16 protein-coding genes, 2 tRNA genes and 1 rRNA gene are annotated in these 22191 nt (G+C 41.1%); 6 read left to right on the top strand and 13 right to left on the bottom strand.

The features are described from left to right. Window positions 1-308: 308 nt before the first annotated feature. The 4 genes from FPL17_RS14300 to tyrS all read right to left on the bottom strand — a co-directional run bounded on the left by FPL17_RS14300 (window position 309) and on the right by tyrS (window position 3843). Window positions 309-384: transfer RNA gene (locus FPL17_RS14300), tRNA-Ala, on the bottom strand. Window positions 385-439: 55 nt separating this feature from the next. Then, a tRNA-Ile gene (locus tag FPL17_RS14295) sits at window positions 440-516 on the bottom strand. Between the two features lie 59 nt (window positions 517-575). Next, window positions 576-2113: ribosomal RNA gene (locus tag FPL17_RS14290) — 16S ribosomal RNA — on the bottom strand. A gap of 497 nt (window positions 2114-2610) precedes the next feature. Then, on the bottom strand, window positions 2611-3843 hold the full coding sequence (tyrS, locus tag FPL17_RS14285) for a tyrosine--tRNA ligase (protein ID WP_159885704.1): 1233 nt from the start codon (window positions 3841-3843) through the stop codon (window positions 2611-2613). A gap of 61 nt (window positions 3844-3904) precedes the next feature. On the opposite strand from tyrS, the gene FPL17_RS14280 reads away from it, so the two are divergent. Further along, window positions 3905-5038 (top strand): anhydro-N-acetylmuramic acid kinase, encoded by a 1134-nt coding sequence (locus FPL17_RS14280; RefSeq protein ID WP_159885702.1) that lies wholly within the window; start codon window positions 3905-3907, stop codon window positions 5036-5038. Window positions 5039-5087: 49 nt separating this feature from the next. Here the strand turns inward: FPL17_RS14280 and erpA are convergent, their stop codons facing one another. The 5 genes from erpA to FPL17_RS14255 all read right to left on the bottom strand — a co-directional run bounded on the left by erpA (window position 5088) and on the right by FPL17_RS14255 (window position 10277). After that, window positions 5088-5423: an iron-sulfur cluster insertion protein ErpA gene (gene erpA, locus FPL17_RS14275; RefSeq protein ID WP_005186235.1), complete on the bottom strand. Its 336-nt coding sequence runs from the start codon at window positions 5421-5423 to the stop codon at window positions 5088-5090. A gap of 122 nt (window positions 5424-5545) precedes the next feature. Beyond that, the gene (locus FPL17_RS14270) at window positions 5546-6550 is read right to left on the bottom strand and encodes a putative solute-binding protein (RefSeq protein WP_005186237.1); all 1005 of its coding nucleotides are present in this window, start codon (window positions 6548-6550) and stop codon (window positions 5546-5548) included. A gap of 288 nt (window positions 6551-6838) precedes the next feature. Continuing rightward, the gene (locus FPL17_RS14265; protein WP_032857880.1) at window positions 6839-7846 is read right to left on the bottom strand and encodes a putative solute-binding protein; all 1008 of its coding nucleotides are present in this window, start codon (window positions 7844-7846) and stop codon (window positions 6839-6841) included. Window positions 7847-8063: 217 nt separating this feature from the next. After that, entirely contained in the window at window positions 8064-9065 is a 1002-nt protein-coding gene (locus tag FPL17_RS14260) for a putative solute-binding protein (RefSeq protein WP_159885700.1), read from the bottom strand. Between the two features lie 204 nt (window positions 9066-9269). Further along, window positions 9270-10277: a putative solute-binding protein gene (locus FPL17_RS14255; RefSeq protein WP_159885698.1), complete on the bottom strand. Its 1008-nt coding sequence runs from the start codon at window positions 10275-10277 to the stop codon at window positions 9270-9272. Window positions 10278-10489: 212 nt separating this feature from the next. Between FPL17_RS14255 and FPL17_RS14250 the strand changes: the two genes are divergently transcribed. The 4 genes from FPL17_RS14250 to FPL17_RS18805 all read left to right on the top strand — a co-directional run bounded on the left by FPL17_RS14250 (window position 10490) and on the right by FPL17_RS18805 (window position 14877). Further along, window positions 10490-12418, top strand: a complete 1929-nt coding sequence (locus FPL17_RS14250; protein WP_159885696.1) for an ATP-binding cassette domain-containing protein — start codon at window positions 10490-10492, stop codon at window positions 12416-12418. Between the two features lie 340 nt (window positions 12419-12758). Then, on the top strand, window positions 12759-13316 hold the full coding sequence (locus FPL17_RS14245; protein ID WP_005186243.1) for a VTT domain-containing protein: 558 nt from the start codon (window positions 12759-12761) through the stop codon (window positions 13314-13316). Window positions 13317-13559: 243 nt separating this feature from the next. Then, window positions 13560-14717 (top strand): PepSY-associated TM helix domain-containing protein, encoded by a 1158-nt coding sequence (locus tag FPL17_RS14240; RefSeq protein WP_159885694.1) that lies wholly within the window; start codon window positions 13560-13562, stop codon window positions 14715-14717. After that, the gene (locus tag FPL17_RS18805) at window positions 14701-14877 is read left to right on the top strand and encodes a hypothetical protein (RefSeq protein ID WP_167515371.1); all 177 of its coding nucleotides are present in this window, start codon (window positions 14701-14703) and stop codon (window positions 14875-14877) included. The genes FPL17_RS14240 and FPL17_RS18805 overlap by 17 nt, the downstream gene beginning before the upstream one ends. A gap of 32 nt (window positions 14878-14909) precedes the next feature. On the opposite strand, the gene gyrB is transcribed toward FPL17_RS18805, so the two are convergent. From gyrB to dnaA, 4 genes are all read right to left on the bottom strand, one after another. Beyond that, window positions 14910-17378 carry a DNA topoisomerase (ATP-hydrolyzing) subunit B gene (gyrB, locus tag FPL17_RS14235; RefSeq protein WP_005186246.1) on the bottom strand — a complete coding sequence of 823 codons (2469 nt, stop codon included), beginning with the start codon at window positions 17376-17378 and terminating at the stop codon, window positions 14910-14912. 46 nt (window positions 17379-17424) lie between these two features. Then, entirely contained in the window at window positions 17425-18507 is a 1083-nt protein-coding gene (gene recF / locus FPL17_RS14230; protein ID WP_159885692.1) for a DNA replication/repair protein RecF, read from the bottom strand. Between the two features lie 23 nt (window positions 18508-18530). Continuing rightward, on the bottom strand, window positions 18531-19679 hold the full coding sequence (dnaN, locus tag FPL17_RS14225; RefSeq protein WP_005146294.1) for a DNA polymerase III subunit beta: 1149 nt from the start codon (window positions 19677-19679) through the stop codon (window positions 18531-18533). 286 nt (window positions 19680-19965) lie between these two features. Further along, the gene (gene dnaA, locus FPL17_RS14220) at window positions 19966-21360 is read right to left on the bottom strand and encodes a chromosomal replication initiator protein DnaA (protein WP_005146292.1); all 1395 of its coding nucleotides are present in this window, start codon (window positions 21358-21360) and stop codon (window positions 19966-19968) included. A 671-nt stretch (window positions 21361-22031) separates the two neighbouring features. Between dnaA and rpmH the strand changes: the two genes are divergently transcribed. Further along, a complete protein-coding gene (gene rpmH / locus FPL17_RS14215; protein ID WP_000831329.1) occupies window positions 22032-22166 on the top strand; it encodes a 50S ribosomal protein L34 in 135 nt (44 codons plus the stop codon). Window positions 22167-22191 lie beyond the last annotated feature (25 nt).

Genomic DNA, 22191 nt, shown 5'->3' with positions numbered 1-22191 from the left:
CTGTGAATTTAATCACCGTACAGCTTCAATCTAATTCATATACCAAAACGCTTGATTCAGTTAATTTGCTAGTTCTCAGATTAATTCTTCATCCAACTGCAATACTTACGTATTACCGTTAGTGTCAAATTAATCGAGTTTGAACAATTTATTTCAGACTCAATTTTCTAATCTGTTAATGATTAACTACCACCTCGTCGGTGTGTAGTAAACTGTGATAAATCACAGAACTTAATAAGCTATCTACTTACTAAATTCTATAAGCTATCTTGGAATTCAACTTTCGTTTTACATCACTTTGTAATGTATGGTGGAGACTAGGAGAGTCGAACTCCTGACCTCCTGCGTGCAAAGCAGGCGCTCTACCAACTAAGCTAAGTCCCCAGCTTATCATTTAATGAACGACATATCTTTCAATCTAAGCTACTGCAATCAGATTTGGTGGGTCTGACAAGACTTGAACTTGTGACCCCACGCTTATCAAGCGTGTGCTCTAACCAACTGAGCTACAGACCCTCAGATACATCTTCGAAGAACAACTTGTTGTGGATTCTTACCGATCGTCAATCTTTCGTTAAGGAGGTGATCCAGCCGCAGGTTCCCCTACGGCTACCTTGTTACGACTTCACCCCAGTCATCGGCCACACCGTGGTAAGCGTCCTCCTTGCGGTTAGACTACCTACTTCTGGTGCAACAAACTCCCATGGTGTGACGGGCGGTGTGTACAAGGCCCGGGAACGTATTCACCGCGGCATTCTGATCCGCGATTACTAGCGATTCCGACTTCATGGAGTCGAGTTGCAGACTCCAATCCGGACTACGATCGGCTTTTTGAGATTAGCATCCTATCGCTAGGTAGCAACCCTTTGTACCGACCATTGTAGCACGTGTGTAGCCCTGGCCGTAAGGGCCATGATGACTTGACGTCGTCCCCGCCTTCCTCCAGTTTGTCACTGGCAGTATCCTTAAAGTTCCCGACATTACTCGCTGGCAAATAAGGAAAAGGGTTGCGCTCGTTGCGGGACTTAACCCAACATCTCACGACACGAGCTGACGACAGCCATGCAGCACCTGTATCTAGATTCCCGAAGGCACCAATCCATCTCTGGAAAGTTTCTAGTATGTCAAGGCCAGGTAAGGTTCTTCGCGTTGCATCGAATTAAACCACATGCTCCACCGCTTGTGCGGGCCCCCGTCAATTCATTTGAGTTTTAGTCTTGCGACCGTACTCCCCAGGCGGTCTACTTATCGCGTTAGCTGCGCCACTAAAGCCTCAAAGGCCCCAACGGCTAGTAGACATCGTTTACGGCATGGACTACCAGGGTATCTAATCCTGTTTGCTCCCCATGCTTTCGTACCTCAGCGTCAGTATTAGGCCAGATGGCTGCCTTCGCCATCGGTATTCCTCCAGATCTCTACGCATTTCACCGCTACACCTGGAATTCTACCATCCTCTCCCATACTCTAGCTGACCAGTATCGAATGCAATTCCTAAGTTAAGCTCAGGGATTTCACATCCGACTTAATCAGCCGCCTACGCACGCTTTACGCCCAGTAAATCCGATTAACGCTCGCACCCTCTGTATTACCGCGGCTGCTGGCACAGAGTTAGCCGGTGCTTATTCTGCGAGTAACGTCCACTCTTCCTAGGTATTAACTAGGAGAGCCTCCTCCTCGCTTAAAGTGCTTTACAACCAAAAGGCCTTCTTCACACACGCGGCATGGCTGGATCAGGCTTCCGCCCATTGTCCAATATTCCCCACTGCTGCCTCCCGTAGGAGTCTGGGCCGTGTCTCAGTCCCAGTGTGGCGGATCATCCTCTCAGACCCGCTACAGATCGTCGCCTTGGTAGGCCTTTACCCCACCAACTAGCTAATCCGACTTAGGCTCATCATTTAGCGCAAGGTCCGAAGATCCCCTGCTTTCTCCCGTAGGACGTATGCGGTATTAGCATTCCTTTCGGAATGTTGTCCCCCACTAAATGGCAGATTCCTAAGCATTACTCACCCGTCCGCCGCTAAGTGATAGTGCAAGCACCATCACTCCGCTCGACTTGCATGTGTTAAGCCTGCCGCCAGCGTTCAATCTGAGCCATGATCAAACTCTTCAGTTTAAAATCATTAGTAGCTTATGGCTACAAATCTTGGCTCATCAATTTTCTGACTAAAAATTCGCTCAAATAAACTTCGAGAAATTTCTACCATTCAATCAATGAAATATTTTCGATCGATCAATCAGTAAAAATCCACACAAGTTGTTCTTCTATTCTCTTAATGATCTTCTCGATGATTCGTCATCATCAAGCTAGGTCGGCTATATTACTCTAAATTTCTTTAAAGTCAACAGGTAATTTAGATATTTTCAAAACTTATTCTCAAACCCAAAAATTTAACCCTTAAGCCAAATCCTTGTTTCTCAACAAGTTTTTATCTGCATCACCGCCGATGGATGTGCATTCTACAGCATTTCAGGTCAGGTGCAACCCCATTTTTTATTATTTTCTTTTGCATGTTTCTTTTTTCTACAAAACCAGTGTTTTCGTTGTTTTTATCAGCTATTTATGTATAAAAAGCAGGCTCATGGCCTGCTTTTTATTATTTTCATTTTGATTTAGTCAGTGAAAGTCACTCGTGCAATGGCTTTTTTACCTGACTGAATGATTAAAGTGACATTCTCTTTTACAGAGAAGCTCATATCAACCACATTCCAATCAACTTTTACTGCACCACGACCCACGGCGTCTTTCGCTGCTGCTGCATTTGGGTTTAAACCTGCAACACGAAGAATCGTTGCAATAAATAACTCACCACCAAACTCGCCACGAGAAATGATCACTTCTGGTGTATCTTCCGGCACTTCACCTTCTGTTACACGGTTACCTGCACTCTTATGTGCATTTTCCGCTGCTTCTGCATCATGGAAACGCTCTACAAGCTCAAGTGCCAAGATACGTTTAATTTCTTGCGGATTACGACCTGCAGCCATTTCATCAAGCAATACTTTGATTTCATCAAGTGACTTAAAGCTCAGTAAATCAAAATAACGCTCAATCAAGCTATCTGGCATAGACAAGATTTTTTGGTACATCGCACCAGGTGCATCAAATACACCAATATAGTTGCCTAAAGATTTAGACATCTTATTCACGCCATCTAAACCTTCAAGAATCGGCACAGTAATACAGACTTGTGATTCTTGACCGTAACGACCTTGTAGGGTACGACCCATTAACAAGTTAAAAGTCTGGTCTGTACCACCTAACTCGACATCTGCCTCAAGTGCAATCGAATCATAGCCTTGTACCAATGGATACAAAAATTCATGAATCGCAATCGGTTGATGATTGTTATAGCGCTTAGTAAAGTCATCACGTTCTAACATGCGTGATACGGTTTGCTGGCTTGCCAATTGAATTAGATCAGCCGCAGATTTCTGATTAAACCATTCCGAGTTAAAACGGACTTTGGTTTTATTCGGATCTAAAATTTTAAAGACTTGTTCTTGATAGGTCTTAGCATTGGCAATTACTTGCTCTTGTGACAACGGCGGACGCGTTGCGCTTTTACCCGTTGGGTCACCAATCATGGCAGTATAATCACCAATCAAGAAAGTGACTTCATGTCCTAAATCTTGGAAGGTTTTTAATTTATTAATTAGAACCGTATGTCCTAAGTGTAAATCAGGAGCCGTAGGGTCAAAGCCTGCTTTTACACGGAGTGGACGATTCTCTTTCAATTTTTTAAGTAAATCTTCGTCAGAGATAATCTCGTGCGTGCCTCGTTGAATGAGAGCAAGCTGTTCTTCGGCTGGCAAGAAATTTGACATCACAAAACCTAAACACATCAGTTATTCAATTTGTGCGATATACTAACATTTTTTCAGCATCTTGCAGGATAAGTTGTATATGAGCGCAATCTATATTGGTGTAATGACAGGCACGAGCATGGATGGTGTTGATATTGTTGCAACTTCATTCGACCCTTTAACGCTGCATGCTACGCTGACTGTGCCTTTTGAACCTGAATTACGCGATGAGTTGATGGCATTGACGCTCCCAGACGACAATGAAATTGATCGTATGGGTAAAGCTGATGTTGCTTTAGCGCAAATGATTGGGCATGGCATTAATGAACTGATTGAAAAGAATAATTTAGACCGCACTCAAATTAAAGCCATCGGTTCGCATGGGCAAACCATTCGCCATCGTCCTGAACATGGCTTTACCTTACAAATTGGTGATCCCAATATCATTACCGAAATCACGCAACTCCCAGTAGTGTCTGATTTCCGTCGTCGTGATATGGCAGCAGGTGGTCAAGGTGCACCTTTGGTCCCCGCCTTCCATCAAGCCTTATTCCTACATGACAGTATCCACCGTGTCATTTTAAATTTAGGTGGTATTGCAAACGTCAGTATGCTGCCTGCAAATGATTTAAACGGCGTATATGGCTTTGATACAGGCCCTGCCAATATTTTGATGGATGCTTGGTGTCATCGCCACACTGGACATCCTTATGATGAAAATGGTGACTGGGCAGCCTATGGCAATCCAATTCGTTCCTTACTAGATCGTCTACAGAATCATGAGTTTTTTGCCAAAGAACCACCGAAGAGCACAGGTCGCGAAGATTTTAATCTCGAATGGTTGGATGAGCAGCTCAGCGATTGGCGCAATGATCTGGAATATGATGAACTGGAAGATACACCAGAGAATGTTCAAGCGACCTTAATGAAACTCACCACACGTGCGATTAAAAAAGCAATTTATCGTAGCAAGGAATGGATGCCGACAGGTGAAATCTATGTCTGTGGTGGCGGTGCATATAACTCGCATCTACTTGAACAACTCCGTTGGCGCTTACGTAAACATAATTGGTCAGTGCAAACAACGGATGCACTTGGTCTAGCGCCAACTTGGGTAGAGGCAACTGCTTTTGCGTGGTTGGCTATGCGCTTCGTACAACAACTGAGTGGTAATTTACCTGCGGTGACGGGTGCAGCAGGTGATCGTATCCTCGGAACAATAACCATGGTATAAAACAAAAAAGCTTCTCAATTGGAGAAGCTTTTTTTATATCTAGAATCTGTTAGATTGAGAATGATGAACCACAGCCACAGGTTGTTGTCGCATTCGGGTTCTGGATCACAAAGCGTGAACCTTCAAGTCCTTCAAGATAATCAACAACTGAACCGATCAAATACTGGTAGCTCAAAGAATCCACCAACATTTTTACATCGCCATTCATGAACTCAGCATCATCTTCATTGACGCTTTCAGCGAAATTAAAGCCATAAGAGAATCCTGAACATCCACCACCCGTTACATAAACACGTAACATAAGGTCGTTATTCCCTTCACTTTCGCGCAGTTGGCGAACTTTTTTGGCAGCATTATCTGACAATTCTAGAGCTTGGGCGTTCATGATGCACATTCCTCAGACTTCAATACGTCTTTAATAAATAAAAGACCCGATATTTAGTATAGCATACTCAATATCGGGTCTGTATTTGAAGTTTAAAGTGCTGTTAGTAACTTTTTGCAAGATTATTTATAGTTCTCATCTTGCAGACCACATTCAAAGTTCTTCGCATCTTCGCGGCAACGGAATTGCCATAGCAATTTCATCATCCGTTTGTCATAGATTCCTTTTGCTGTCAGGTTAATGCGCGCTTCACGCATCAGTTTTTGATAACCTGGTTTATCCGAAGCTGGAACTTCCATCCAATATTTTTGTGGAATGTCTGCCTTCATTTTTCCAAGAATTGTAAATGCACGCGGCAATTGTGCTTTTACCCATTCTCTTGATTTTTGACCAAAACCCTCAGGGAATTTATCTGGATGAATGATCAAATTACCAGTTACTTGTAAAATTGGGTAATTCACAATTGCACCTTTTGTTCCCAAGCCCTTATAAAGCTCCAAAGGTTTGAACGCTGCCGCTGGTGCTCCAATAATATCGACCTGACCATTGTTAAACTTCGCACCAAAGTTAGTGATATCTGAACTGACCGCCTGTGCACCGACTTGCGAAGCCATAATTTTTTGGGCTTCGTCATAATCTAAAACGGCGATTTTCTTACCTGCAGCCTTGGCAACGGTATTGATATTACGGTCATTCACAAGTAAGTAAGCATCTCCCACTGGGATTACACCTACGACTTCATATTTACCATTCACCATCGCTTTGGCAAAAGTTGGACTCGCCAAACCTTGCATCACCTTCACAGCAAGTTTAAGGTCTGTAATTGCCCCAATCGCATCCAATGATCCTGTAAATGGGTTAAACTGGCGGCCACGCATGCCTGTGATACTCACGCCATCACATTTACCCGCTTTAAAGTCTTCCGCGATCACAGCTTCATTGGTCGCGACTTTCAGTTCAATATCAGCACCCCAGTTTTTTGCAGCAAGCTGATAATCTTTCATTAATGCATAGACATCGCCACTTTTACCCACGATATCGAATACACAAATTGTTTGTTTTGCCTGAGCGCCTGCAGATACCGCAGCGATACCTGTTGCAAGTAATAATGTTTTAAACCATTGCATTTTATTTTTCCTTTGCATCTATGCTGATTGTTGTTGCATCACACCCAAAAATTAAAGAATTAGCTAACATCCTGCTCTGGGCTTTCACATAAAAATATGTTTTTGTTCAGTCATGTCCAATCGTCCTGATTAAAACATATTTTAAATCTTCAAGATTTCATTTGGCTTTTTATATATTTGTATGATTACGATCTTTCAAAATAAACACAATGACTCAAATGACAAAGCCTAAAAAACAAAAAGCCTAGATGAATCTAGGCTTTAAGTGTGATATATCGCAATTACTGATTATTCACCAGGTAATGCACATTCAAAGTTAGCTTTGTCTACTGAACAACGTGCTTTTTTCAATACAGACATCATACCAGCATCGTAAATACCACGTTTAGTCATTTCTAAACGACCATCACGCATTAATTTTTGATATTTCAATGTGTCTTCAGCCGTTAAGTTCATTTTGTATTTCGCTGGGATTTCAGCTTCATAACGCTTGATCATTGAGAATGCTTTTGGAAGTTGCTTCACAAAATAATCACGAGATTTTTGACCAAAACCTGCTGGGAATTTTTCTGGGCGTAAAACTAGATCCGCTGTGACTTGTAGTACAGGGAAGTTAAACATTGCACCATTGGTACCCAAACCTTTGCTTAATTCTAATGGCTTGTAGGCATAAGCAGGCGCACCAACCATGTCCACTTGACCATTGTTAAATTTAGCAGCGAAGTTAGAGATATCAGAAAGTACGGCTTGAGCACCTACGCGTTGTACCATGATTTTTTGCGCATCGTCATAACCCAATACTGCGAATTTTTTACCCGCTGCTTTTTCAATTGAATTAATACTCTTGTCACGTACAAAAATGTATGCGGCACCCATTGGAGCGATACCACCAATTTCATATTTATTTCCACCTAAAGTGGTGGTCATTTTTGCTGCATTACGTGCGTCTAGAACATAAGTAATTGCGCGTTGTGCAACTTCATTACTTGGCGCACCACCTAATGAATCTACAGAACCAGCAAACTTGTTATATGGGCGGGCACGCATAGCGGTCATTGCAACAGCAGCACATTTACCTGCTTTAAAGTTGTTATCCGCAACCTGCTCATCTGTAAGCGCGAGAAGATTGACATCAGCGCCCCAGCTTTTCGCTGCGAGTGCCCAGTCTTGCATCATTTTGTATGATTCACCTGACTTTCCTAATAAGTCGAATACACACACGTCAATTGCTGCTTGAGTAGAAGCAGATACACCTAAGATCGAAGTTGCTGCAAGAGCAAGTGCAATTTTTTTCATATTTTTCATCCCTTCACAAACTTTATGTTTGTCTCCTTGTTCGAAGCAAATATTAATCATGTTTTTTGAAAAAAAATAGAGCTTATACTCTATTTTTATGTCTAGTTTGTATACTTTTTACCCAGTTTTATCTATTTCTATTATTTTCATAGGCAAATTTGTTATATATGCCTCACTTTGTTTATAGATTTATATTTTTGTACTGCTGTTCTCCTTGTTATTCACCACTCAAAGTACACTCAAAGTTTGTCCGCTCAACCGTACAACGGGCACGCTTGAGTACATTCATCATACTAGCATCGTATACGCCCTGCTTGGTTAAATTCATGCGACCATCACGTAACATTTTTTGATAACGAACTTTATCTTCGCTCGACAAGGTAATTTTTCTCGCGTTCATTCCTGCCTCTAAACGTTGCACCATGGCAAAGTTACTTGGCAGTTTATTGACAAACCATTGTCGAGATTGTGGACCAAATCCATTCGGGAATTGACTCGGACGAATAATTAAGTCACCTGTAATATTCACCACAGGAAAATTAAACAGCGCCCCATTAGCTAAGCCTTTACTAATTTCAAGTGGTTTATAGGCGTACGCTGGTGCAGCAATCACATCTACTTGGCCACTATTAAATTTCTTCACGAAATCAGAAATATCAGATGGGACAGCAACTAGATCTATGCTTTCAACAATGGTTTTTTGTGCTTGATCATAGTGTAGATAAGCAAATTTTCTACCTTTGGCTTTTTCAATGGTGTCGATCTTTTTGTCGCGGACAAAGATATATGCCAATCCCACTTGGATAATACCGACGACTTCAAATTTATCACCGTTGACTGTTGCCGTTAAACGATGCTGATTTCGTTTATCCAATACATAGGTGATTGCCTTTTGTGCAATGGCATTACTGGTAACTGCACCAACCGCATCGACTGAGCCTGCAAATTTATTATATTTACGTGCACGCATGGAGGTCATATACACGCCATCACATTTGCCTGCATCGAAATCTTTTTCCGCTTTTTCTTCATCTTGATAAGGAATTAATTCAACATCGCCCTGCCATGTTTTAGAGGCAAGCTTCCATTCTTCAATCAGTTTATAAGACTCCCCAGCCTTACCCAATAAATCAAAAACACAAATTTGTTGTTTTGCCTGTACAGGAGTAGCCATGACAAATAGAGCCGTAGCACTCAATGCCCAAAGTCCTTTTTTCATCTCGTTTTCCCTTATTTTTACTATCTTGCACAATTTTCCATCAGTGCTCGATAAATATAGTCAGCTTTTTCCTAAATGCATAGCGCTTTTATATACATACATCGGGTTTTCGTCAGTTTTAACAGACTTGATCACGTTTTAATGTTTTAGGCCAATATCAACTCAAAAGGAGAGTATTGAAACATCCATCCCCTATGTACTGATTTATTCACCACCTAAAGTACATTCAAAATTGGTCCGATCCACGGTACAACGTGCACGTTTGAGTACATTCATCATGGTGGCATCGTAAATACCACGTTTAGTCAATCCCATACGTGCTTCACGCAGGATTTGTTGATAACGAGTTTTATCTTCATTACTGAGGTTCATTTTGTATTTGGCTGGCAATTCTGATTCTAAACGCTGAATCAGAGCAAAATTGGTATTCAAACGACCAAGAAACCAAGCTCGTGAATTTTGCCCAAAATTACTGGAGAATTTTTCAGGACGAATAATTAAATCCATGGTCATATTTACAGCAGGAAAGGTAATAATCGCCCCATCATTGCCCAAACCTTTATGCAACTCTAATGGTTTGTAGGCATAGGCTGGCGCAGCCATGATATCGGCCTGCCCATTATTAAATTTTTTCGCGATATCTGATACATCCGCAAGGACCGCTTGTCCACCCAAGCTTTTGACTACGATTTTTTGCGCTTCATCATAACCAAGAACAGCAAACTTCTTGCCTTTGATTTGCTCAATGGTATTCATTTTCTTGTCTTTGACAAAAATATAAGCCAGACCAATTTGCGAAATTCCAGCAACTTCATAGTTTTCATTATCAACGGTACTGATCAAACGGCGTTGATTGCGCTTATCCAAAGCAAAACTAATCGCTTTCTGTGCAATCGCATAACTAGGAACAGCACCAATTGCATCAATTGAGCCTGCAAACTTGTTATAACGGCGTGCACGCATGGAGGTCATATACACACCATCGCATTTGCCTTGTTCAAAATCATTTTCGGCCAGTGCTTCGTTTTGGTAACTGATCAAGTAACTATCACCACGCCACGCTTTGGCAGCTAAAGCCCATTCCTCCATAGCCTTATAAGCTTCTCCCGATTTGCCGAGTAGATCAAAAACACAAATTTTGCTCGCAGCCTGTGTTTCTGTTTGCACAGCAAAAATCAGCATTGCCCCCAATGCAAGAATTCCCTTCTTCATCCTTAAATCCTGTTTATCTGCTTTTTGTCTAATTACTTATTTTTCATATAATTTAAATGATAATCTGATTCGCGTCACAAAAATAGAGCTTTTGCTCTATTTTATGATTGATTGATCAGCTCAATTCAGACAACTTGATCTTAAATATAAAAATTTGCATTCATGGGCGATCACCTTAAAATGCAGCTATCTATTCGCTATTTTGCATACTCATGATCCAATTTGACCAAGTTTCATTACGCCGTGGTGGGCGAGTTTTATTCCAAAAAGCTTCAATGCAGCTTCATCCGGGCTGGAAAATTGGTCTTACAGGCGTGAATGGTGCAGGTAAATCAACTTTATTTGCTGCATTCCTAGGTGAGTTGGTCGCAGATGAGGGCAATCTGACCCGTCCAGCAGTCTGGACAGTTGCCCATATGGCACAAGAAATTAAAGCCTTGGAAATGCCAGCAATTGATTTTGTTTTGTCTGGTGACGAAGAATATTGGGACATTCAAGAAAAACTCGCTCATCCAGATCAACTCAGTAATGATGACTTAGCTCAACTTCATGGTCGTTTTGATGAAATTCATGGCTATGCTGCGCCTGCCAAAGCTGCGCAACTCATGGCTGGACTCGGGTTTCTGGATCATCAATTGCGTTTAAATGTGGCGAGCTTCTCTGGCGGCTGGCGGATGCGTTTAAATCTTGCGCGTACCTTGATGAGCCGTTCAGACTTCTTATTACTGGATGAGCCAACCAACCACTTAGACTTAGATGCAATCTTGTGGTTAGAAGACTGGCTGAAAGCTTATGAAGGCACACTGGTTCTGATTTCACATGACCGTGATTTCCTCGATGCCATTACTGACCACATTTTGCATATCGAAAATCAGGAACTCACGCTATATACAGGCAACTATTCCACTTTTGAAACCACACGTAGCGAACGTTTAGCTCAACAACAGCAAGCCTTTGAGAAACAACAAGAGACGCGTGCACATCTGCAAAAATTTATTGATCGTTTTAAGGCGAAAGCCACTAAAGCTCGCCAAGCACAAAGCCGAATTAAACAACTTGAGCGAATGCAGCAGCTTGCGCCTGCACATGTCGATACACCCTTCACCTTTAGCTTCCGTGAGCCGACCAAAATGAGCTCGCCTTTGCTTAGTTTAGATGCAGCCACAATTGGTTACGGCGATAAAATGATTGCTGAAAAGATTCGTCTGCAAATCACCCCAAGTTCACGTATCGGCTTATTGGGGATGAATGGTGCAGGTAAATCAACCTTGATCAAAACTTTGGTCGGAGATCTGCCATTACTGGCGGGTGAACGTAAGGCTTCTGAGCTGCTCAATATTGGTTATTTTGCCCAGCATCAAATGGATGCATTAGATGCCAATGCCAGTCCAATGCTACAACTGGCCCGTATTGCTGACAAAAAGATCAGTGAAGCTGCTTTACGTGCCTTTTTAGGTGGCTTTGGCTTTAGTGGCGAACGTATGGACACACCGTGCGAAAGCTTCTCTGGCGGCGAACGTGCGCGTCTCGCTTTGGCTCTTATTGTATGGTTACGTCCGAATGTTTTAATCCTTGATGAACCAACCAACCATTTAGATTTGGACATGCGTCATGCCTTGACCATGGCACTGCAAGATTTTGAAGGAGCTGTGGTTCTGGTTTCGCACGAACGTCAGCTGATTGCCAGTGTTTGTGATGACCTCCTGTTAGTTCATGCAGGCAAATGCACTGAATTTGAGGGTGACTTACAAGATTATGCCAAATGGTTACGTGAAGCGCGTCAACAACAAATCAATGCACAGAGCGTCTTACAACAGCAAACGGCAAGCACCAGCACCCCTACTGGAAAAGTTGATAAGGAAGCACAGCGTAAAGAGACTGCTCGTCGCCGTGAATTGACGCGTCCGATTCGTAAAAATATTGAAAAAGTCGAAGCTCAAATTGAAAAGGTTCAGCCTCGCTTAGCTGAAATTGAAAATGCATTGGCAGACAGTGCGTTGTATGACGCCAATCGCAAAGATGATTTGATCAAGCTGATGAATGAACAAAATGAGCTGAAAGCAAAATTGGAACAGCATGAAGAGCAGTTATTAGAGTTAATGATGGAACTGGAGGAGTTGGAAAGCTCTTTCGCAGACTAAGATGAATAATAGTCCATACACGTTGTAGCTTAACGTGTATGGAGGTCATCTTATGAGGCCATTTCTTTAAACAAAATCTTCGATTTTCTTGATCTAACAAATGCTCAGATACTTAAAAACACAATGAATAGCATTAAAAGTGTCATGAATTTGTCGATAATTTAAGATAAGGTAAAAATTGGAATTTTCTCAGAAAATTGAGCTTTAGCTTCAGGCTCGATATACTCGGCTCCCACTGTTGTATAGTTATAACTGACGAATGAATCCTGAGGGTTAAATTCATTTCACATTTTTTGTACTTTAATTTGGTGAGTACTCTATTTTGGATTATACAAACTGAATGAATTCTTTAGATTTTATTTTTAATTTTGAACATATTTTGCCTGTTTTGGTTCAAGAATATGGCTTATGGATTTATTTCATCCTTTTTCTGATTATTTTTTCAGAAACAGCCTTTGTTTTTATGTTCTTTTTACCTGGCGACAGTCTGTTATTGACGGTGGGAGCATTATGTTCCGTAGTGGAAATCATGCATCTTGGTTACATGATCAGCCTCCTATTTTTCGCAGCTGCATTGGGTTATATGGTGAATTATCACATTGGCCGTCATTTTGGTGATCGTATTTTCAATGTTAAATCACGCTTTATTAAGCAAGAATACCTGCAAAAAACCAATGTGTTCTTCTTAAAGCATGGTGGGAAAACCATTCTACTGGCTCGTTTTATTCCTTTTGCTCGTTCATTTGCGCCATTGGCAGCAGGTTCAAGCAACATGAATTATAGTCACTTTGTGGTGTATAACATTTTAGGGGCTTTGCTGTGGATCAGTGTGCTAGTGACAGCAGGCTATTTATTTGGACATGCATTAATCCAAGTTAGCGACTTTGTCGAAAGTTAATAAGCATTTTTGCTGACAGAAATCTGATTATCATTCATTTCAAGCTTAAATAGATCATTAATAGGTAGGCGATTTCATCGGCTACCTTTTTTTTAATCATTTTATTCAGTCTAAGGTTTCACGTGGAACGTAAAAAACAATAGTAAATAATAATGAAAATAATTATCAATAAAAATAAAATCACTTCATAAAAACACAAACCTTAAGGAAGCCAATGCACTCACCTTCATTGGAAAATCAGTTATGAAGCAAACAGCAACTGCCATTAAAAAAACCAACTCGCGCTGGTTTCGCATTAACTTATGGATTCATCGTTGGATCAGCTTGGTGATCGTGATCCCCTTTGCGATTTTATCCATCACAGGGGTGATACTTATCTTTCATGAAGAAATCGATCACGCGCTTGGCGTTGAACCTACTGCTTTACACTCCTCAATTCAGCAACAACGCCCGCTCGCAGATTCATTAGCAACAGCACAAAAAACCTATCCCAAAGAGCAAATCATCAGTACAGGCTACGACCCTGAGCATCATCCTGGCGTGCTATTGATTGGTATGGCCAAACCAGAGCAAAGCTTTGAACAAGCACGTTGGTTATTTGCAGATATTGGTTCTGCGACATTAATTCAGCAACCAAATGAACGAGATACTTTGACTGGCTTCTTACTGGAACTACATGCCAACTGGTTTTTAGGTTTTACTGGACAGTTGATTGGAGCACTGATTGCATTTTTAGTGTTCTTATCACTGGTTTCTGGGCTCGTGGTCTACGCCCCTTATGTCAAAAAATTCTTTTTTGGCATTATTCGTTTTAGAAAGGGTCAGCGACTATTACAGCTTGACCTGCATAATTTAATTGGCTCTGCAATCCTCGGTTGGGCCTTGGTAGTGACCTTAACTGGATTTCTACTGGGTTTTGGGACGGTTGCGATTGGAGTTTGGCAAATCACTGAACTGAAAGCCCTCCAAGACAAATATCAGCATGCCAGTGTGATTCATCCAAATTTAAGCATTGATCAGGTCTATGCGGCCGCCCAGAAGGGTGAAGTCGGCTGGCATCCCACCAGTGTATTTTTTCCTAAAACAGAATATTCAACTCAGGGTCATTACATGGTCTTGCTGCAAGGCAATGAAGGCTTACAGGAAAAAATGCTGAAAGTCGCCTTGGTCAATGCTGAGACAGGACAAGTCGATACGGTTGAAGAATTACCCACCTATCTGAAAGCCATATTACTGTCACAACCTTTGCATTTTGGCAATTACGGCGGCATGCCTTTAAAGATCTTATGGAGTCTATGCACCTTACTCACCTTATTTATTACCCTGAATGGTGCATGGTTATGGTGGGCAAAACGTCAGCAAAGAAATCTAAAAGGAGTCAACGATGCAACTGTGGAATAAATTAAGTGTGTTATGGCTGTTAGCTTTATGCAGTATTTTAGGGATTGTTGGCATGCTGCTGATGGATGGTATTGCAGATGTTATTTTTCTTATTATCACCCTGCTGCCCTTGTTAGTTGCAGCATGGAGAGCTTATCTTTTACAGCGCGGTAAAAGATAAGCTCTTTTGTTTGGTATTGATGCCTAAGCTAATTAAGCATCAATATCTGCATTTAACGCATTTTCTTCAATGAAGGCACGACGTGGTTCTACATCATCCCCCATTAAGCAAGAGAACATACGATCTGCTTCAATCGCATCATCAATAGTCACTTGCAACATATTACGGTTTTCAGGATCCATGGTCGTTTCCCAAAGTTGCTCAGCGTTCATCTCACCCAAACCTTTATAGCGTTGGATCATCATGCCACGGCGTGAGTCTTGTAAAATGTGCTGCCATACTTGATGGAAATTGCTCACCTGAATACGACGCTCTCCTTTTTGTAGATAAGCCCCTTCTTCAAGCAACTTGAACCAGCTCTTAGAATTCTTCAGTAAACGAGCGTACTCAGCAGAATTTAACAGACCCGCATCGAGTAAATAAGAATGCGGTAAGTTATGCACGTAGACTGTGACACGTGGCCAATAATGCGCAGATTTTTCACCTTGCGCATTTTCACGTTCAAACGCTTCTAAGGTAATCTCTGGACGTAAGCTTGGTTGTAATGTCTCAATTGCAACACGTAATTGCTCTGCCCATGTTTCAACATAATCACGTTCATGGTTGTGATCTGTTTTAAACGCATCTAGCTCAAGTAAACCATCCAACAAACTTGCAGGATAACGTTGAGTGAGGCGTTGTAAGCTCTTTTGCGAAACTTGATAGTCAGCAATAACGCTGGCTAATGCTGTACCGTTAATCGCAGGTGCTTCAGCGCTGACATGTAATGCAAGTTCATCAATCGCATTGGAGATCAGGAAAGTTTCAAGTGCGTCATTATCTTTGATGTACTGTTCTTGCTTGCCTTTCTTCAACTTATACAATGGTGGCTGTGCAATATAAATATAGCCACGCTCAACCAATTCAGGCATTTGACGGAAGAAGAAGGTCAATAACAATGTACGAATATGTGAACCATCCACGTCCGCATCGGTCATGATAATGATTTTGTGATAACGCAATTTGTCTGGGTTATATTCTTCACGTCCAATCCCACAGCCCAAAGCGGTAATCAAAGTACCCACTTCCTGACTGGAAATCATCTTGTCAAAGCGCGCACGTTCAACGTTCAGAATTTTACCTTTTAGCGGTAAAATTGCCTGCATCTTACGGTTACGACCTTGTTTGGCACTACCGCCCGCAGAGTCACCCTCGACCAGATAAAGTTCAGACAATGCTGGATCTTTTTCCTGACAGTCGGCCAATTTACCAGGTAACCCCGCGATGTCTAAAGCACTCTTACGACGTGTCATTTCACGTGCTTTACGTGCCGCATCACGCGCACGCGCAGCATCAATAATCTTACCTGCAATCGATTTCGCCGCTTGCGGGTTTTCCAGCAAATAAGCCGAGAACTCTTTGTTCATGGCCTGCTCTACCGCAGGTTTCACTTCACTTGAAACCAATTTTTCTTTGGTTTGTGATGAGAATTTTGGATCTGGCACTTTCACTGAAATGATCGCAGTTAAACCTTCACGCGCATCATCACCCGTGACAGCAACTTTTTCTTTCTTAAGAATATTTTCACTTTCAAGATACTGGTTTAAACCACGGGTTAACGCAGCACGGAAACCTGCAAGGTGTGTACCACCATCTTTTTGTGGAATATTGTTGGTAAAGCAACGAACGTTTTCTTGGTAACTCTCATTCCACTGCAATGCCACTTCAACGGCAATACCACTATCCGTATCAGCGGTGAAATGGAAGATCTCATTTAAATGAGTTTTACCTTCGTTAATGTATTTAACGAACTCAGATAAACCACCTTCATAGTCATAAACATGTTCGAAATTTACACGTTCATCACGTAATACAATTCGTACACCAGCGTTTAGAAAAGAGAGTTCTCTTAAACGGCGAGCTAAAATATCGACATTAAAAATGGTTTGGCTAAAGGTGAGTTCACTCGGCCAGAAACGAACCGTTGTACCCGATGTATCGGTTTCACCTACAACTTTTAATGAATATTGTGGATCACCATGCGCGTATTCTTGTTCATGGATTTGGCCAGCACGGTGAATGGTCAAATGCAATTTTTTAGATAGGGCATTTACAACTGAGACACCTACACCGTGTAAACCACCCGACACCTTATAACTGTTGTCATCGAATTTACCACCTGCATGCAGGATCGTCAGAATCACCTCTGCTGCCGACACCCCTTCTTCTGGGTGAATATCGGTTGGAATTCCACGACCATTATCCGAGACACTCACCGATTCATCTTCATGAATCGTCACGATAATCTCGTCACAGTGTCCTGCTAAAGCTTCATCGATGGCGTTATCCACCACCTCAAACACCATATGGTGTAAACCTGTACCGTCATCGGTGTCACCGATATACATGCCAGGGCGTTTACGAACCGCGTCTAATCCACGTAATACTTTAATACTAGAGGAATCATAAGCCTTTTCATTTGTTTGTTCTGTTTGAGAGACTGATTGAGACTCTGAACTCATGGTTACTCCCTAGTAATATTGATCTATTTAAAGATGAAAAATAAAATTATGGCGCAGCAAGACTGACTTGACCGTGAACAACGTGGAATAATTGAAAAGAAATCGACAAATCCTGTAAGTGTTTTAATACCGACGCATGGTCCAAGGTGGTCATAAAAACTTGACTTCCTAACTGACTCAATCGCTCAATTAAACGTTGTTGTGCAGTCTCATCTAACTCTGCTGTCAGATCATCTAATAATACCACAGTTTCCTTATTACTCGCATGTAGCATTGCAATTTGTGACAGTTTTAATGCCATGATTAACAACTTTTTTTGTCCGCGAGATAACACATCATCTGCATTGCCAAAAGGCGTTTTTAAACGTAAATCAGCACGATGCGGACCGTACTCGGTATAACGCCGATCGAGGTCTCTTTGATGCTGCTGAACCAAGTCCTGCAATAGACCTTGTTCAGTATGAAAGCCGGGATTGTATTCCAGTTCAATTTCAAGATTGGGTAGAAGTTGCTTTAAATCTTCATGGAAAAATTGGTTCCATTGCTCAACAATACTGACCCGTTGTGAATGCAGCATTTCGCCATAATCACTCAGCATTTTATTCCAAGGCTCTAAATCAGCCAAAGTCAGATTGCGCCGTGTCTTAAGCAAACTATTACGTTGTTTGAGTGCTCGAGAATAATACTGCCATGCAAAATAAAACTCAGGTTCCACGTGGAACATTAACCAATCTAATAACTGTCGCCTAGGCTTTGCACCATGATCAATGATATCGGTACTTTGTGGATCGATATGCTGTAAAGGCAATAATTTTGCCAGCTGACCTTGTGTCGCAATGGTATCGCCATTGACCTTAATTACCTGTTCGCCCGAAGCCAACTTTTGCATACCAATACGTTCACTGGCAGATTGCGCAAACACAATCGCATCCCCAGCGTCATATTGGATGTAATGTTTTGGAATATGGGTTCGAAATGAACGACCAGTCGCCAGTAAATGAATTGACTCTAGAACTGAAGTTTTTCCAGAACCATTTGCGCCGTAAAAAATATTAAACGGTTGCAACTCATGGAGTGCAACCGTCTTTAAATTACGTACACGTTCGATATTTAAACGCGTGATTTGCATGCTTTAAAACTCAAATCTCGTCATTAAACTCGCATTGGCATCACAACATAGGTTTGATCAGGATGCGCTGGATCTTGGACAAGTACCGATTGATTGGCTTCGCTCATGCTCATTTTCACATCATCTCCATCCAGTACACCGAGTACTTCAAGGATATATTGCGCATTAAATGACATTTCTAGAGGGGCATCTTGATATTGAATTGCAATATCTTCTACCGCTTCATCCTGTTCTGGGTTATTGGCACGCAACTGCAATGAATCTTGATTAAAATTCAAGAAAACACCACGAAGTTTTTCATTACTTAAAATAGCAACACGTTGTAAAGATTGCTTGAATACATCGTGTGCAATAAACACATGCTTATCACCATTTTTTGGAATTACACGACGATAATCTGGGAACTTTCCATCAATTAACTTGGTCGTGAAACGAACCGTTATATCACCCTGCTCTTTATCACGGCTTGGCGTATTAATGGTGACATTCAACAGTTCACGCCCAATCAACAAGGTTAATTGCTCATCTTCAATACTCAGTAAACGTTGTAATTCGCCTACTGCCTTACGTGGAACAATTGCTTGCATCGGCGATGCTGCTGTTGAAGAAGCTAAAACTTCACACAAAGCTAGACGATGTCCATCAGTGGTTACTGTACGTAGTTGATTTTGATCAATTTCCAGCAAAGTACCAGTCAAATAAAAACGTACGTCTTGTACAGCCATTGCAAAGGCTGTTTTTTCAAATAAACGCTTCAATTCGCGCTGTGTTACCTGAACTTGTGTACCCTGACTATTTTCAGTGGTTAGCAATGGATAATCTTCAGCAGGAAGAGTACCCAAAACAAAACGGCTGTTCCCTGATTTTAAGATACAGCGTTGATCTTCTGTAATTTGCAAATCAATCAAAGCTGCTGTCGGAAGAGATTTACAAATTTCGACTAATTTACGCGCTGGAACTGTTGTTTCACCTGCTTCTAAACAAGCACCATCAGCTAACGTTGTGCTTGCAACCAGTTCAACTTCTAAATCAGAGCCCGTAATCGTTAAGGCCTGTTGTGTGGTTTGAATTTTGACATTTGAAAGAATATTCAAGGTATGGCGACGTTCAACAGCCCCCACTACATGTGATAGAACATTGACTAAACTTTCTTTAGCGATTTTCAAACGCACGATTTTATTCCTCTTACAACAGAAGCTGATATGAATGTTAGCAGTGTACTATGCTGCACTTAAAAGCAGTTTGCAACTCTGAAAGTCGGGTCTATAGACAATTAATCGCCCAATTCACTTTTGCCGATTCAAATATAGAAGGTTGTGCCTTGTTTTTGCATGAAAAATCGCTCAATGCGACTAAAACTACATTCAGCAACTTGCCAATAAATACATAATTACTGGGCCGATTGTGTTAATTCAGCCCTATTTGTCATCGCAAGGTCAAATATTACGACACCAAATCTTAACTCTGTAACAAACGCAGGAGGTTTTTATAGTCTTCATTAAAAATTGGATCTTCTTCACGCAAACTCGTGACTTTTTCACAGGCATGCATCACGGTACTGTGGTCACGACCACCAAAGGCCATTCCAATTTCAGGAAAACTATCCCCAGTTAATTCGCGTGCAAGTCCCATCGCTAACTGACGCGGGCGAGCATAAATACGCGTACGTTTTGGTCCAACCAATTCTTTCAGTGGGATTCGGAAATATTCACTCACCACACGCTGAATATTTTCAACACTAATGGTACGTGCACGAATTGCCAATACATCTTTTAAAGATTCACGTACGACATCAAGGTCAATTACGGTACCTTTGAAACGTGAAATTGCCACTACTTTATTGAGCGCACCTTCAAGCTCACGCACATTCGCAACCACTTGTTGAGCAATAAATAAAGCACAGTTACGTGGTAAATCAACGCCACTGTTTTCAGCTTTTTTCAGCAAAATTTCGATTCGAGTTTCAATATCTGGTGGCTCGACACCCACAGATAAGCCCCAAGAAAAACGAGAGACTAAGCGTGGATCAAGTTCGGTGAGTTCTTTCGGATAACGGTCTGAAGTTAAAATAATCTGTTTAGATTCATCAAGTAAAGCATTGAATGTATAGAAAAATTCAACCAAACTCGCTTCTTTACCAGCAAGTAAATGAATATCATCGACCAATAACAGATCTAAAGAACGACAATTTTTCTTAAACTCTTCAACCTTACCTTTTTGCAAAGAACTGACAAAATCTTGTACAAAACTTTCTGAGGTCATGTACATCACACGTGCATTCGGTTTTGCTTGTAATAAAGCATTACCCACAGCTTGCATTAAATGTGTTTTACCCAGACCTGTTGGACCATATAAAAATAAAGGGTTGTGCTGCGATGCCCCCAATTGGGTCAAAACTTTACGACATGTTTCAGCAGCCATCTGGTTCGATCGGCCTTCAACAAACAGTGAGAAAGTAAATAGAGAATTTAACTGTCTTTTCTTCGGTATTTTGCTGACATTTTGGCTAGGTTGTACCAAATCTGATTCTTTTTTAACTTTTGTTGGAACAGAAACTTGTGTCGTTAAAGCTGCTGTCGTGGTTGCAGGTTGCTCATGAGACGACAGAATCGTACCTGGACGTGAATCAACCAAGATTTCAACCTGACGTACTCGGCCTTCCGATAATTGCTCAGCAAGAATTGAAATCAATTCTAAATGATTGTCTTGAATATAACGTGTCCAATATGGGTTGGGTGCATATAAACGCATCACACCGTCAACTTCTTCAGCAACCAAAGGACGAATCCACATCGCAAAGACGTTGTCAGAGAGCTCTTGTCGCAAGCGAGTTAAGCAGTCTGTCCAGAGCATGTGCATCCCCTATATATCCATTTTTTAAATTCAAAAACAAAGAAACCACTAACCCCATCTTTCGAAGGGGTCGCCATTCTAACCAAGTTATCCACATCTGTCAGGCAAATTTATGGGACTTTTGCTGAAAAAGAAAGCAATCGTTTATAAATTCAAATTTAAAACCACGTGTGCATAACTTTTTGCACAAGCTGTGGATAGTTTTAACCATGAAGTTATCCACAAATTATAAAATTAATAAAAACATGGTTATCCACAAAGTAACTATATGTTTATTTATAAAAAAACATGCATTTCCACAGAATAAACCCTCCCTAATAGTAATAAATTTAAATTTTAAAATTTGAATTTACTTATAGGGTTCACTCGAATTGTGGATAACTGAGCATATCGAAATTTAAATTCAAAATCCAAGAATTAAATTTAAAATACAAAATGAATTGTTGATAAGCTTGTGATTAAGGTGTGAATATAGCTTAATGTTGATATAATTTAAATAGATAGCATGTGTATATTTTTTGTTTTCAATCAAAACAACAAAGTCAGTGTTTCTCTACTTATGTCAAACAGAACAAACAAAATGTAAAGATTTGGATTTTCCATTGACAGACTGAGCTTTGCACCATAAAATCGCGGACCTTTATAGAAAGATCATTTTTGGGAGTTTCGATATGAAACGTACTTTCCAACCATCTGAATTAAAGCGTAAGCGTGTTCATGGTTTCCGTGCTCGTATGGCAACAAAAGCTGGTCGTCAAGTTTTAGCTCGTCGTCGTGCAAAAGGTCGTCATAGCTTAACTGTTTAATACTGTTAAGCTGACCAGACTTGGG

This window comes from Acinetobacter dispersus, assembly GCF_009884975.1.
In the GTDB taxonomy this organism is placed as follows: Bacteria; Pseudomonadota; Gammaproteobacteria; order Pseudomonadales; family Moraxellaceae; genus Acinetobacter; species Acinetobacter dispersus.
Note: the sequence above shows the minus strand (reverse complement) of the source record. Positions and strands in the feature narration are given on the sequence as shown.

Coding starts and splice junctions, on each gene's coding strand:
- FPL17_RS14240 (WP_159885694.1), top strand. CDS start 13,560: ATGAAGCAAACAGCAACTGCCATTAAAAAAACCAACTCGCGCTGGTTT.
- erpA (WP_005186235.1), bottom strand. CDS start 5,423: ATGAACGCCCAAGCTCTAGAATTGTCAGATAATGCTGCCAAAAAAGTT.
- FPL17_RS14265 (WP_032857880.1), bottom strand. CDS start 7,846: ATGAAAAAAATTGCACTTGCTCTTGCAGCAACTTCGATCTTAGGTGTA.
- tyrS (WP_159885704.1), bottom strand. CDS start 3,843: ATGTGTTTAGGTTTTGTGATGTCAAATTTCTTGCCAGCCGAAGAACAG.
- FPL17_RS18805 (WP_167515371.1), top strand. CDS start 14,701: ATGCAACTGTGGAATAAATTAAGTGTGTTATGGCTGTTAGCTTTATGC.
- gyrB (WP_005186246.1), bottom strand. CDS start 17,378: ATGAGTTCAGAGTCTCAATCAGTCTCTCAAACAGAACAAACAAATGAA.
- rpmH (WP_000831329.1), top strand. CDS start 22,032: ATGAAACGTACTTTCCAACCATCTGAATTAAAGCGTAAGCGTGTTCAT.
- FPL17_RS14250 (WP_159885696.1), top strand. CDS start 10,490: ATGATCCAATTTGACCAAGTTTCATTACGCCGTGGTGGGCGAGTTTTA.
- FPL17_RS14280 (WP_159885702.1), top strand. CDS start 3,905: ATGAGCGCAATCTATATTGGTGTAATGACAGGCACGAGCATGGATGGT.
- FPL17_RS14255 (WP_159885698.1), bottom strand. CDS start 10,277: ATGAAGAAGGGAATTCTTGCATTGGGGGCAATGCTGATTTTTGCTGTG.
- FPL17_RS14270 (WP_005186237.1), bottom strand. CDS start 6,550: ATGCAATGGTTTAAAACATTATTACTTGCAACAGGTATCGCTGCGGTA.
- recF (WP_159885692.1), bottom strand. CDS start 18,507: ATGCAAATCACGCGTTTAAATATCGAACGTGTACGTAATTTAAAGACG.
- FPL17_RS14245 (WP_005186243.1), top strand. CDS start 12,759: ATGAATTCTTTAGATTTTATTTTTAATTTTGAACATATTTTGCCTGTT.
- FPL17_RS14260 (WP_159885700.1), bottom strand. CDS start 9,065: ATGAAAAAAGGACTTTGGGCATTGAGTGCTACGGCTCTATTTGTCATG.
- dnaA (WP_005146292.1), bottom strand. CDS start 21,360: ATGCTCTGGACAGACTGCTTAACTCGCTTGCGACAAGAGCTCTCTGAC.